The organism is Microbacterium oleivorans, assembly GCF_001691565.1.
Taxonomy (GTDB): Bacteria; Actinomycetota; Actinomycetes; order Actinomycetales; family Microbacteriaceae; genus Microbacterium; species Microbacterium oleivorans_B.
The window spans coordinates 1319421-1332669 of the sequence record NZ_MAYO01000003.1 but is presented as its reverse complement, the minus strand read 5'-3'; the positions used below and the strand labels follow the sequence as shown (position 1 = coordinate 1332669).

Annotated in this window: 12 protein-coding genes; 8 read left to right on the top strand and 4 right to left on the bottom strand. The window is 70.9% G+C overall.

Annotation, left to right across the window (positions count from 1 at the left end):
* Window positions 1-9: 9 nt before the first annotated feature.
* Window positions 10-2175, top strand: a complete 2166-nt coding sequence (locus BBA86_RS09215; protein WP_065571293.1) for an MMPL family transporter — start codon at window positions 10-12, stop codon at window positions 2173-2175.
* Here BBA86_RS09215 and BBA86_RS09210 read toward each other — a convergent pair whose 3' ends face one another.
* Complete coding sequence (locus tag BBA86_RS09210; protein ID WP_065571292.1) at window positions 2176-2565, bottom strand: DUF3054 domain-containing protein; 390 nt, start codon at window positions 2563-2565, stop codon at window positions 2176-2178.
* A gap of 61 nt (window positions 2566-2626) precedes the next feature.
* Here BBA86_RS09210 and BBA86_RS09205 point away from each other — a divergent pair, with 61 nt between their 5' ends.
* The 5 genes from BBA86_RS09205 (at window position 2627) to BBA86_RS09185 (ending at window position 7916) form a co-directional block, all read left to right on the top strand.
* Window positions 2627-3223: an isochorismatase family protein gene (locus tag BBA86_RS09205; RefSeq protein WP_065571291.1), complete on the top strand. Its 597-nt coding sequence runs from the start codon at window positions 2627-2629 to the stop codon at window positions 3221-3223.
* Complete coding sequence (locus BBA86_RS09200) at window positions 3220-3843, top strand: DUF2510 domain-containing protein (RefSeq protein ID WP_083199519.1); 624 nt, start codon at window positions 3220-3222, stop codon at window positions 3841-3843. Before BBA86_RS09205 ends, BBA86_RS09200 begins: the two co-directional genes overlap by 4 nt.
* A 62-nt stretch (window positions 3844-3905) precedes the next feature.
* Entirely contained in the window at window positions 3906-5093 is a 1188-nt protein-coding gene (locus tag BBA86_RS09195; protein ID WP_065571289.1) for a glycosyltransferase, read from the top strand.
* Between the two features lie 78 nt (window positions 5094-5171).
* Window positions 5172-6983 (top strand): glycoside hydrolase family 15 protein, encoded by a 1812-nt coding sequence (locus tag BBA86_RS09190; RefSeq protein WP_065571288.1) that lies wholly within the window; start codon window positions 5172-5174, stop codon window positions 6981-6983.
* Window positions 6984-7019: 36 nt separating this feature from the next.
* The gene (locus BBA86_RS09185) at window positions 7020-7916 is read left to right on the top strand and encodes a glucose 1-dehydrogenase (RefSeq protein ID WP_065571287.1); all 897 of its coding nucleotides are present in this window, start codon (window positions 7020-7022) and stop codon (window positions 7914-7916) included.
* 57 nt (window positions 7917-7973) lie between these two features.
* Here the strand turns inward: BBA86_RS09185 and BBA86_RS09180 are convergent, their stop codons facing one another.
* The 3 genes from BBA86_RS09180 to BBA86_RS09170 are packed head-to-tail and all read right to left on the bottom strand — an operon-like array spanning window position 7974 to window position 11114.
* A complete protein-coding gene (locus BBA86_RS09180) occupies window positions 7974-9503 on the bottom strand; it encodes a tripartite tricarboxylate transporter permease (RefSeq protein ID WP_065571286.1) in 1530 nt (509 codons plus the stop codon).
* A 1-nt stretch (window position 9504) separates the two neighbouring features.
* A complete protein-coding gene (locus tag BBA86_RS09175) occupies window positions 9505-10101 on the bottom strand; it encodes a tripartite tricarboxylate transporter TctB family protein (protein WP_065571285.1) in 597 nt (198 codons plus the stop codon).
* Entirely contained in the window at window positions 10098-11114 is a 1017-nt protein-coding gene (locus tag BBA86_RS09170; protein ID WP_065572244.1) for a tripartite tricarboxylate transporter substrate binding protein, read from the bottom strand. The genes BBA86_RS09175 and BBA86_RS09170 overlap by 4 nt, the downstream gene beginning before the upstream one ends.
* A gap of 136 nt (window positions 11115-11250) precedes the next feature.
* Here BBA86_RS09170 and BBA86_RS09165 point away from each other — a divergent pair, with 136 nt between their 5' ends.
* Together BBA86_RS09165 and BBA86_RS09160 are read left to right on the top strand one after the other, a co-directional pair.
* Window positions 11251-12516 (top strand): ATP-binding protein, encoded by a 1266-nt coding sequence (locus BBA86_RS09165; RefSeq protein WP_223247061.1) that lies wholly within the window; start codon window positions 11251-11253, stop codon window positions 12514-12516.
* Window positions 12513-13226, top strand: a complete 714-nt coding sequence (locus BBA86_RS09160) for a response regulator (protein ID WP_065571283.1) — start codon at window positions 12513-12515, stop codon at window positions 13224-13226. The genes BBA86_RS09165 and BBA86_RS09160 overlap by 4 nt, the downstream gene beginning before the upstream one ends.
* Window positions 13227-13249 lie beyond the last annotated feature (23 nt).

Genomic DNA, 13249 nt, shown 5'->3' with positions numbered 1-13249 from the left:
TCTAGACATATGTCTCCCGCATCGACGCCTTCCCGCTGGCTGCGCGTCGCGCTGCCGCTCGTCCTCGTCGTCATCTGGCTCGCCGGTGGCTCCCTCGGCGGCCCGTACTTCGGCAAGGTCGACGAGGTCTCGACGAACGACCAATCGAGCTTCCTTCCGCAGAGCGCGGAATCGACTCAGGTGCAGGAGCGTCTCGGCGACTTCCTCGGCGGGGATGCGATCCCCGCGCTCGTCGTCTTCGACGCGGACCGCGCGCTCGACACCGCGCAGCTGGAGAACGTCCAGGCCGTCGCCGACAGGATCGGCGACCTCGAGGGCGTCCAGGAGGTGTCTCCCGCGATCCCGTCCGACGACGGTGAAGCGGCGCAGATCGTCGTCTCGATCGACGCGTCGGGCGAGGTGACCGACGTCGTCGGCGAGGTCAGGGACCTCGTCGCCGCCGATGCACGCGACGGGCTGAGCGCCTGGGTGACGGGACCGGCGGGGTTCACCGCCGACCTCGCGACGGGGTTCACCGGCATCGACGGCCTCCTGCTGCTCGTGGCGCTCGGCGCCGTCTTCGTCATCCTCGTGATCGTCTACCGATCGCCGCTGCTGCCGATCCTCGTCCTGCTGACCTCGGTGTTCGCCCTGTGCGTCGCGCTGCTGAGCGTGTGGTGGCTCGCGAAGGCGGAGATCGTCGTCCTCAACGGCCAGGTGCAAGGCATCCTCTTCATCCTCGTGATCGGCGCCGCGACCGACTACGCCCTTCTGTACGTCGCCCGGTTCCGCGAGGCGATCGGCGCGGGACGACGGAGATGGGATGCCGCGACGGACGCCTGGAAGGGGTCGGTCGAACCGATCCTCGCGTCGGGCGGGACGGTCATCGCGGGGCTTCTCTGCCTGCTCCTCAGCGATCTCGCGAGCAACCGCGCGCTCGGGCCCATCGCCTCGATCGGGATCGCGTTCGCGATGCTCTCGGCTCTCACCTTCCTCCCGGCGCTTCTCGCGCTCGTCGGCCGCGCGGCCTTCTGGCCGTTCATCCCCAAGTCCGGCATGACCGAGCTCCCCGCCGACCTCACGCAGCCCGCCCGCGGCCTGTGGGCGACACTCGCGCGTTTCGTCGCGCGCCGCGCGCGGATCGTCTGGATCCTCTCCACGGTGGTGCTGCTCGCGGCATCCGTCGGCGTGACCCAGTTGAAGGCCGACGGTGTTCCCGCGAGCGAACTCGTCCTCGGTGCCTCGCAGGCCCGGGACGGGCAGGCCGTACTCGCCGAGCACTTCCCCGCCGGATCGGGAAGCCCGCTCTACGTGATCGTGCCCGAGGATGAGGCAGCGGAGGCCGCTGAGCTCGTGGCGGACCAGGCGGGGATCGACTCGGTGGGCATCGTGACCGCCGATGCACCCTCCGGTCAGGCGGATGTCGCCGTCGAGGGCGGTGCGCTGGTGCTCACCGCGCAGGGTCCTCCCGGGACGCCCGCACCCGCACCGACGGTCGACGGCGGCGACGTCATGCTCGTCGCGACCCTCTCGGATGCCGCCGACTCCCTCGCGGCCGAGGACACGGTCCGAGACCTGCGCGCGGCGATCTCCGGGACGACGCTCGATGCCGTCGTGGGCGGGACGACCGCCGTCGATCTGGACACCAACGACACGTCGATCCGCGACCGCACGGTCATCATCCCCGTCATCCTCGTGGTCGTGCTGCTCATCCTCATGCTGCTGCTGCGGTCGATCCTCGCCCCGGTTCTCCTGATCCTCAGCGTGATCGTGTCGTTCGCGGCGGCGCTCGGCGTCAGCGCGCTCGTCTTCACAGAGGTGTTCGGGTTCCCCGGCGGCGACCCCGCGGTCCCGCTCTACGGGTTCGTCTTCCTCGTCGCGCTCGGCATCGACTACAACATCTTCCTCATGTCTCGCGTGCGGGAGGAGTCGATCCACCACGGGACGCGTCGCGGCATCCTCCGCGGACTGGTCGCGACGGGCGGGGTCATCACGTCGGCCGGACTGGTGCTCGCGGCCACGTTCGCCGCGCTCGGCGTCATCCAGATCCTGTTCCTGGTCCAGCTCGCCTTCATCGTCGCCTTCGGCGTCCTGCTCGACACGTTCATCGTGCGCTCGCTCCTCGTGCCGGCCCTCGCCTACGACATCGGCAAGCGGATCTGGTGGCCGTCGAAGCTCGCGCGCGTCGACGACTGATCAGCGGGCGCGTCGCCGTGCGATCAGCGCGGCGACGAGGCGCCATCCGACGAGCATGAGCAGCAGGACGGATGCCGCGACGATGACGAAGGCGAGCTGCACGCCCTGACCCGTCACAGCGCGGAGGACCATGCCGCCTGCGGCCGTGACGATCCAGACGGGGACGCCGGTGCGGACGACCGCCCGCGGCGCCCGCCACGCGAGGGAGGCGATCCACCCGACCACGAGCGCCGCGACGAACGGGCCGGCCGTCGTCGCGAGTCCGGCTATCGGCGCCTCGTCATGGCTCGCCCGTCCGATCGCGGCGAAGATCACCACGAGGGCGACGTCGATGCCGAACGCCGCGAGGATCCTGCCGGTCGTGGGGGCGGTGCGCTCGGGGGAGGCCATTCCGTCAGGGTAGTCGTGTGGGCTGCGCGCACCGCGGGCCCGCCCGTCGTACTCTCGACTCATGACTCGAGCCCTGTTCATCGTCGATGTGCAGAACGACTTCACCGAGGGGGGCGCCCTGGGCGTTGACGGAGGTGACGCGGTCGCGGCGGCGATCACCGCGCATCTGGCCGCGCATGCCGCCGACTACGACGTGATCGTGGCCTCGCGCGACTGGCATGACGGCGAGGGCGACAACGGCGGCCACTTCTCACCGACGCCGGATTTCGTCGACTCCTGGCCCGTGCACTGCGTAGCCGGCACTCCCGGCGCCGACTACGACCCGGGCCTCGACACGAGTGCCGTCACCCACCACGTGAAGAAAGGGCAGGGGGTCCCTGCCTACTCGCTGTTCGAAGGGGTGACGGATGCCGGTGGGACAGTGGCCGACATCCTCACCGCCCACGGGGTCGTCGAGATCGATGTCGCCGGGATCGCGACCGACCACTGCGTGCGTGCGTCGGCCCTCGACGCGATCGCGCACGGACGCCGCGTCCGCGTCCTCACCGACCTCATCGCCGGCGTCGCGCCCGCGCCCAGTGACGCCGCGCTCGCCGAGCTCGCCCACGCCGGAGCGGAGCTCGCCGTGTCGACCGACGATCACCACGGTACCCCGTGACCCGCCAGGCGCCGGCAGGGTGGTACGCGGATCCGGGTGAGCCCGGCCAGCTGCGCTGGTGGGACGGCACCGATTGGGCGACCGACACGGTAGCGCCGCAGGACCCCGCGCCCGCCCCTGCCGCGACGCCCGCACCGGCTCCGCAGCCGCCTACCTCGCCGAGGACCTCGCGCGTGCGCGGGGGCACGGTCTGGATCTGGCTCGCGATCGCCGCGTCCGTCCTCCCGCTCTACACGGGGGTGTTCTTCGACGCCGCATCCCTCTCCCGGATCGAGGGACTCACGCCGTCGGGAGGCCTCACCGCGGGGGTCGCTCTCCTCCTCGCCGTCGATCTGGCGCTGGTCGCGTCCGCCATTGTGTTCGCGTGGCTGGACCGGCGCGCTCTCCGCCGCCGCGGGGTCGATGAGCCGTTCGCCTGGGGGTGGGCAGCGCTGGCGTTCGTCGCCACGCTGGGCGTCTACGTCGTCGGACGCTCGGTCGTCGTGCATCGCCGCACGGGGCGAGGGCTCGCCCCCCTCTGGGTCTGGCTCGCCGCGACGCTGCTCGGCCTCGTCGTCTTCGCGGTCTGGGTGACGGTGTTCTCCGACGCGGCGTGGAACGCGGTGACCACCGCTCGTTGATCTTCACGCGATGGTCATCTGGGATTCATCGTCCCCTGACGCCGTCGCCCGAGCATGGGGGGATGAGTCGTCCCCGCATCCTCTCGCTCTACGAAGGCCTGTTCGCCGGTGGCGCCCGGGTGCTGCACACGAACGTGATCACAGGCCTGCACGTGGACGGTTCGCACGAGCACGCCGTCCTCTCCGTCGCCTCGCGGGCCCGGCGTGAGGGCACGGTGCAGCACATGGTGGACGACACGAGGTACCGGTGGCTGCGCGAGGCCGGCATCGAGGTGTCCGATCTCGGCCGTGAGGCGGGCGCCGTCCCTGCCGCACCCGAGAGCTTCACGGCTGCGGAACTCGAGGTGGCCGCGGATGCCGTCGCTCGCGCAGACGCGATCCTGACGCTGAAAGAGCAACCGCTCGGCCTCCTGGTCGCGCTCGACGCGCGAGGTCTCCTCCCCGACGTACCCATCGCCGCGTGCCTCCACCGATCGGACCCGACGCACTCGGGCGCCGCGGTGCGCTGGCTGGCTGAGTTGGCGGCATCCGGTCGCCTCACCTCGACCATCTCGTGCGCCGAATCGACGAGCGACGCCTACTCGCGGTTCCTCACGCCCGCCGTCGACAGGTTCGTGATCGCCAACGGCATCGATCTCGCGCGCTACCGTCCGAAACCGCACGAACGGATGCCGCTGCGCACCCGTCTCGGCATCGCGCCGAACGTGCCCGTGGTCCTCTTCGCGGCCCGTTTCGACGCGATGAAGGATCCGGGGCTCTTCCTGCGCGCGGTCGCCGTGCACGCCGCTCGCGACGCGCGGGCGCAGTACGTGATGTGCGGCGCGGGGATGACCGCCGGCAACCGGGCGCTCGTGGCGGCGATCGCGGAGGCGGGGGCGCCCGCCGACCGCATCCACCTGCTGGGTATCCGGGACGACATGCCGCGCGTCTACCGGGCGGCCGACATCGTGGCGCTGACGAGCGCCTTCGGCGAGGCGTCGCCGCTCTGCCTCATCGAGGGCGCCGCGAGCGGGGCCACCCCGGTCACGACGGCGGTGGGGGATTCGGCTCAGGTGGTCGCGGGAATCGGGCTCGTGACTCCCCGTGATGCGGAGGCGGTCGCATCCGCGTGGGCGAGGGTCATCTCGCGCCGGCCCGACTACCGCGCCGCCGCGCTCGCCGCGCGGTCCCGCATGGGAGCGGAACGCATGCTCGAGGAGTACCGCAGCGCGATCGACGGTGTCGCCGAGCGCGCCGAGGCCGCAGCCTGACCCGCCGGTTTCGTCACACATCGGCGGCGGGGTGTCAACCGGCATCCGATCCCTCGCCGCCCCGGCGAGAGTGGAGCGGTGCCTCACCTCGACGACACCGCCCCCGGTCAGGATCTGCGCAGCTACGCGCCGATCGGCGACGGGCGCACGATCGCCCTGGTCGGCCTCCGCGGGCAGATCGACTGGATGCCGATTCCCGGCATCGACGACCTGCCGATCTTCGGGCGGCTGCTCGACGACGACGCCGGCGGCTGCATCGAGCTCGAGCCGGTGGAGGAGTACCAGGTGCGGCGGCGGTACCTGCCGCGCACGAACGTCCTCGTCACGACGTTCATGACCGCGTCGGGCAAAGCGACCGTGACCGATGCGCTCGTGACGGGCGTCGCCGGGCGGCTTCCGTGGGCGGAGCTCGCGCGTCGTGTCGACGGCGTCGAAGGCGAGGTCGCCTTCCGGTGGCGCGTGCAGCCGGGGACCTCGCTGAAGACCGCTGCGCCCTGGCATGATCGCGCGAACGAGCGCAGCATCCTCCGTTCCGGACTGACGACGATCGGCGTCACGGGCCGGGACTACGGCCCGGAGCCCGCCGCCTCGGCGGACGGCATCGCGACGGGACTCGCGGGCGGCTTCACGACGTCGCAGGGCAGCCGGCACCTGCTGATCATCGTCGGTACGCACGACGAGCCGATCCACTTCCCCGACCCCGACAACGTCGATCGCGGCATCGATCGGACGATCGAGGCGTGGCGCGCGTGGTCCCGGGAGTTCTCGTACGACGGCCCCTGGGCGAACGACGTCCAGCGCAGTGCGCTCATGCTCAAGATGCTGATCCACAGCCCGACCGGCGCGATCGCCGCCGCAGCGACCACGTCGCTCCCGGAGGACCTCACCGGCGGCAAGAACTGGGACTACCGGCTCGCGTGGGTGCGCGACCTCGCGTACACGGTCGACGCGCTCATCGGCTTCGGGCTCCGTGAGGAGACCCATGCCGCGATCTCGTGGCTGCTGCGGACCATCCGCCGCCACGGTCCGGAACTGCACGTCATGTATACCCTCGACGGCGAGCTCGACGGACACGTCACGGAGTACGACGTGCCCGGGTGGCGCGGCGTGGGTCCGGTCGTCACGGGGAACCCGGCTCGGGAGCAGGTCCAGCTCGGCGTCTACGGCGACCTCTTCGCGATCTGCCGCGCGTATGTGGAAGCCGGGAACGCGCTCGACGTCGAGACGGGGCGGATGCTCTCGATGTACGCCGACAAGGTGTGCGACTCGTGGCGGAACCCCGATTCCGGCATGTGGGAGCTCCCCGAGGAACGGCACTACACCTCGTCCAAGATGGGATGCTGGCAGGCGCTCAACGACGCGGTCCGACTCGCGGAGCTCGGTCAGATCCCCGGGAGCAGCGAGCGGTGGGCGGCCGAGGCAGCGCTGGTGCGCGACTGGGTCGACGAGCACGGGTGGTCGGAGTCCCGCGGTGCGTACGTCATGGCGCAGGGCAGCCGCGACCTCGACGCCTCCGTCCTGCTGCACTCGCTCAGCGGCTTCGACCGAGGGGAGCGGATGTCGCGCACGATCGACGCGCTGACGGGCGAGCTCGGCGAGGGGCCGCACCTGTTCCGTTACACGGGCATGCGCGATGAGGAGGCGACCTTCGTGGCCTGCAGCTTCTGGCGCGCGGCCGCGCTCGTGTGCGTCGGACGCCACGACGAGGGCATCGCCGCGATGATCGAGCTCGTCGCCGCGGGCAACGACGTCGGCATGTACGCCGAGATGATCGATGCCGAGGACGGCGCCTTCCTCGGGAACCTGCCGCAGGCGCTCAGCCACCTGGCGCTCATCCGCGCCGCCCTGACGATCCGCGAGCTGGTCGGCGACGACGCCGACGGCCGCTGACGACCACCCCGGACCACCACGAAGAAGGAGAGCACGATGGCACGCGACCAGTACACGTTCACGAATCCGGTGGAGCTCTACGCGGAGATCGAACCGCAGAAGGGCCACCAGAAGGAGCCCGGCCTCGACGCCGACCTCGCTCCGCAGGCCGATCTCGGTGAGGACACCTACCGGGGCACCGGCCGGCTGACCGGACGCAAGGCGCTCATCACCGGCGGCGACTCCGGTATCGGCGCCGCGACGGCGATTGCCTTCGCCCGCGAGGGAGCCGACGTCGCCCTGTCGTATCTGCCCGACGAGGAGGAGGACGCGCAGCGGATCGCCGGCATCCTCCGCGAGGCCGGTGCGAAGGTCCTCACCCTGCCGGGCGACCTGAAGGACAAGGACTACTGCGTGGGGCTCGTCGCTCAGGCGGTCGAGGGCCTCGGCGGCCTGGACATCCTCGTCAACAACGGCGGCAAGCAGATCTACAGCAAGGACATCACCGAGCTCGACGACCAGCAGTTCGACGACACGTTCACCACGAACGTCGACGCGATGTTCTGGATCACGAAGGCGGCGGTGCCCCACCTCCCAGCGGGATCGACGATCATCAACACCACGTCCATCCAGGCCTACTCGCCGTCGGAGACCCTCGTCGATTACGCGTCGACGAAGGCCACGATCAATGCCTTCACGAAGGCGCTGGCGCAGCAGTTGGCACCGAAGGGCATCCGCGTCAATGCGGTCGCCCCGGGACCCGTCTGGACGCCGCTGCAGGTCACCGACGGTCAGCCGCCCGAGAAGCTCGAGCAGTTCGGCGAGGACACTCCGCTCGGGCGCATGGGCCAGCCGGCCGAGCTCGCTCCGGCGTACGTGTTCCTCGCCTCGCCCGAGTCGAGCTACGTCCTCGGCGAGACGCTCAACGTCAACGGCGGGATGCCGACGCCCTGACGACCCCATGACGAAGGCCCCGGCGCATCGCGCGCCGGGGCCTTCGTCGTGTTCGGGTCAGGCGTCGACGAGCTCCTTGTCCTCCGCCTCGGCGCGCTTCCCGGCGACGATCTTGCTCCGGATCGAGAACACGAGGACGGCCGCCAGCAGTGCGTACAGGGTGATCGAGATCGGGCCGTGCACGAGGACGGTGAAGTCGCCGTTGGTGCTCATCGCGGCATCCCGCAGGCTCGTCTCGGCCAGGGGCCCGAGGACCATGCCGATGATGAGCGGAGCGAGCGGGAAGTCGAGGGCCCGCATGAGGAACCCGAGCAGACCGATGCCCAGCAGCATCACCAGGTCGAAGGTCGAGCCCGAGGTGGCGTAGATCCCGAGGCCGCAGAAGACCGTGATGCCGGCGTACAGGTACGGGCGGGGGATCAGCAGGAGCTTCGCCCACAGCATCGCGAAGGGCAGGTTCAGGATGAGGAGCACGACCATCGCGATGAAGAAGCTCGCCAGCAGCGCCCAGACGAGGTCGGGAGCGCGGTCGAACAGCAGGGGTCCGGGCTGCAGACCGTACTGCCGGAAGGCGGCGAGCATGATCGCGGCGGTCGCCGAGATCGGGAGGCCGAGGGCCAGCAGGGCGCCCATCGCCATGCCGGTGGTCGAGTTGCCGGCGGCCTCGGGCGCGGCCAGTCCGCGAATCGCGCCCTTGCCGAACATGGGGTTCTTCCGTCGCTTGTCGAGGCGCTTCTCGAGGCCGTAGGCCAGGAAGGTCGGAATCTCCGACCCGCCCGCCGGGACCACGCCGAACGGCAGGCCGATGGCCGTGCCGCGCAGCCAGGCGGGAGCGGCCTCCTTGAGCTCTCGACGGCTGAGCCAGGGGCGACCCGTGGGCTTGATGAGCGCCTTGTTCGTCATATGACGTTCGAGGCAGGCGACGTAGATGACCTCGCCGAGAGCCAGGATGGCGACCGTCACGGTCACGAGCGAGATGCCGTCGAACAGGTTCGGCGAGTCGAGCGTGAACCGGGGGGCGCCCGAGACGCCGTCGATGCCGATGACGGCGATGCCGAGGCCGATGAACAGCGACGTCAGACCCTTGATCGCGCTGTCGGCGACGACCGACGAGGTGGCCGCGAAGGCGAAGACGGCGAGGGCGAAGAACTCCGCAGGGCCGAACCGGCTCGAGAAGTCGGCGAGGGCCGGGGCGACGAACACGACGACGATCGAGGCGACCATGCCCCCGATGAAGGCGCCGATGGCGGCGGTGGCGAGCGCCTGCGCGGCGCGACCGTTCAGCGCCATCTTGTGTCCCTCGAACGTCGAGGCGATGGCGGATGCCTGTCCCGGCGTGTTCATCAGGATGCCCATCGTCGAATCGCCGAACAGGCCGCCGAAGTACACGCCCGCGAACATGATGAACGCGGCCGTGGGGTCGAGTGAGAAGGTGACGGGCAGGAGGAGTGCGACGGCCATGGAGGAACCCAGACCGGGGAGGACTCCCACGGCGGTGCCGAGGAGGCATCCGATCAGGACCCACAGCAGGTTCGCGGGGGTGAGTGCGCCGGCGAAGCCTTCGCCGAGAAGTGTCAGGACGTCCATGTCAGAACCCTCCGAGGATGCCGGACGGGAGGGGCATCCCGAGGGCCATGTCGAAACCGATGTAGGCGAGCGAGCTCAGCGTGAGCCCGACGACGAGGCTCATGAGCCACCGCGTGGCTCCGAACGCCCTCGCGACGCACCAGAACAGCAGGCCCGCCGCGATGATCCACCCGAGGAACTCGAGCAGGAAGGCGAAAGCGAGGAACGAGACGACGACCCACGCGAACGAGCGGATGTCGACGCGGACGGGCTTCGCCGGGGGCTCCTCACCCGCAGCCTCGGCGCGTGCCGCTTCGATCTCGGCGGTGAGCGCATCCGGCGTCGCGCGGATCTCGCGGATCGCACCGACGGCGAGGACGGCGGCGAAGATGTAGAGGCCGGCCGCGATGATGCCGGGGAAGAACTGCGGCCCGGGGAACGCCGTGCCCTCGGGGACCCGCATCGTGACGATGCCGACGACGAGGTACGTCGCGAAGGCGACGAGGATCACCGGCATGGTGAGGCCCTTGAGCAGGGCCGCGGCACCGGGGCCGGAGACCAGCCGCAGGCGCTGGCCGACGACGGCGGATGCCGAGGTGGGGTTGGCGGGGAAGGTCACAGGCCCATCTCCTCGTACAGGGCGCGGATGCGCGTCTCCTCGTCCTTCAGGAACGCGTCGAGCTCGTCGCCCGTGATGATGCGTTCGGTCCAGTAGTAGCGGTCCATCGCGTCGGCCCACTCGGGGGTCGCGACACTGTCGAGGACGAGCTGCGTGAGCGCCTCGCGCTCACTGTCCTCGAGACCGGACGGCGCGGAGAGCGAGCGCCAGTTCGTGAGCGAGACGTCGTACCCCTGCTCAGCGGCGGTCGGGATGTCGATGCCGTCGACCGGCTCCTTGGCGACCAGGGCGAGGGCGCGGAGGCGACCGGCCTCGATCTGGTCGATGTTGTCGGGGTATCCGCCGGCAGCGGCCTTCGCCGTGCCGTTGAGGAGCGCTTGGATCGCCTCGCCACCGCCGTCGGAAGAGATGTACGTGGTGTCGACCGGCTCGATCCCCGCAGCGAGGGCGAGGTCGGTGACGACGAGCTGGTCGAACGAGCCGCCGCCTGTCCACGGGAGTGCCTTCGGGTCCTTCTTCCAGCCTTCCACGAGGTCGTCGAGCGTCTCATAGGGGGAGTCGGCGGGGACGACGATGACGTCGTACTCCTCGACGACCACTGCGAGCGGGGTGACGTCGTCGAGTGTCGCGGCGGAGTTGAACTGGATCGTGGCGGCGAGCAGACCCGTGCCGCCGACGAGCATGTTGTTCGGCTGGCCTTCGAGGACCGAGACGTTGCCGAGGGCGATCGTGCCGCCGGCGCCCGGCATGTTCACGACCTGCACGTTGTTCACCAGGCCGTTGGCCTTCTGCGCCTGCTGCAGTTCACGGGCGACGCCGTCCCAGCCGCCGCCGGCGGCGGCGGGGGCGACGATCGTCATCGACGCATTGATGTCGTTGCCGGTGCTCGCCGAGGCGATCGAGCCGGCAGCCGCGGTTCCGATCGCGGCGGCGGCGATCACCCCGCCGACCACGCGGCCGATCACGGTCCGTCGCCTGCTCGGCGGCGGTGCAGGGGTATCTGTCTGGGTCATCATTGCTCCATTCGCGCGGACATCGTCGTCTCCGCGAGATCGAAATAGGATGACAGCGCGCGGTGCTGCAGCGGCATCCTCCGGCTTTTGTTCTCTTAAACGCTCACGCACCGTGCACAGACGGGAGTGGTGAACGATGGCGTCTCCGCGGCGGCCCCGCGCGCTTCGGCTCGTGCTGATCGTCCTGCCCTCCGTCGTGACGCTCGCCGCCCTGTCGGGGACGGTCGCGGTCGCGATGACGGTGCAGGAGCGCACGATCCGCGACGCGACGGCCGAGCGTGTCATGGACGTCGCGCAGAGCCTCGCCGACCTCGCCGACGTGCGGACGACCCTGTCGACCGTGACGGATGCCGGTCGGCCGGAGGATCTCGCCGACGCCGCCGACCTCGCTGCCGCGACGTCGGCGTTGCAGCCGCTCGCCGAACTCGTCGCGGAGTCCGCCGGCGTCTACTACGTCGTCATCACCGATGACGAAGGGGTCCGCATCACTCATCCGCTCGCGTCGGAGCGCGGCGTGCAGGTCGAGACCACGAACGGCCCCGTGCTCGAGGGCGAGACCTTCCTCGGCACGGAGCGGGGAGCGTCGGGTCCGTCGTTGCGCGCGAAGGTGCCGGTGCGGGATGACGGGGGTGTCGTCGTCGGCATGGTCGCCGTCGGCGTGCTCGAGTCGAGCATCGCCGCCGACAGGGATGCCGCACTCGCCGCGCTCCTGCCGTGGGGGATCGGCGCGCTCGTGGTGGCGTCGCTCGCGAGTTCCGCACTGACCGCGGCGGTCGAGCGTCGTTTCCGCCGGACGGATGCCGCCCTGGCGGAGAACGCGCAGATGCGGCGGACGACCGCGGCCCTCCGCGAGCAGGCGCACGAGTTCGGTACGCGACTGCACGTCGTCCACGGGCTCGTCTCGCGCGGCGACACCGCCGAGGCGCTCGGCTACATCGAGGAGGTCGCTCCGGTCCGCTCCGCTGCCGGGCTCGACGATGCGGGGGAGCCGGTCGCCGCCGCAACCGTGCACGCCGTGCGCGCCGAGCTCCTCGACTTCGGTGCCCAGGCGGAGTTCGACCTCTCGCTCGACGGGGACCTCGACGACGGCGCCGTGTCGGTCGTCGCGAACCTGTGCCGCAACGCGGGCGAGGCGGGGGCTCGGCGGGTGCGCTGCGTCCTGCGCGACGTCGACGGTCGCCTCATCGGCGCCGTCGATGACGACGGTCCCGGAGTGGATCCGGCGGTGATCGGTCGGATCTTCGGTCAGGGGTTCTCGACGAAAGCGGACACCACCGGGTTCGGCCGGGGGTACGGCCTCGATACCGTACGGCGCACGGTGACATCCCGCGGCGGCACGATCGAGGTCGGAGCGTCCGCGCTGGGCGGGGCGCGCTTCGCGTTCGAGATGGAGCGGGTGTGATCGGGCAGGCGATCCGCGTGCTGGTCGTGGATGACGACCGCGGCGCCCGCGCGCTGCACTGCCGGTTCGTCGACGGGGTGGCCGGGTTCGTCGTGGCGGGCGCGGCCGGCACGGGGCGCGAAGCTCTGGAGCAGGGAGCCTCGGGGGTCGACCTCGTCCTCCTCGACATGCGGCTGCCCGACATCAGCGGCGTCGAGGTGCTGCACCGGCTGCGGACGGTCGCGCGAGGCGGTCCCGACGTCCTCGTCATCAGCTCGTCCCAGGACCAGACGACCGTCCGTCAGGCGCTCGCCGGTCGGGTCGTCGGCTATCTCGTGAAGCCGTTCACCGAGCCTGCGCTGCGGGAGCGGCTCCAGCGGTATCGCGAGGAGCGCGACGCGAGAGCGGACGCCGGGCGTGAGCGTCCCCTCGCACAGACGGAGATCGACCGCCTGCTGGCGACCGGCGGCATCCGCACCGTCGCGGCATCGGCCGGCGGGGCTCGGGCGTTGCCGAAGGGACTCGCCGCCCCGACGCTGGAGCGTGTGCTGGCCGCGCTCGATGCCGGGGCCGGGCGTTCCGTCGCCGAGGTCGCCGCGGCCTGCGAGATATCGCGGGCAACCGCGCATCGCTACCTCGCCCACCTCGCGGAGTCCGGCGTGATCGCGGTTTCGCACCGCTACGGCAAGCGGGGTCGTCCCGAGGTGCTGTATCGCCTCGCGCCGGGGTGAGGGCGAGAGCCTCCGTGGCCGAT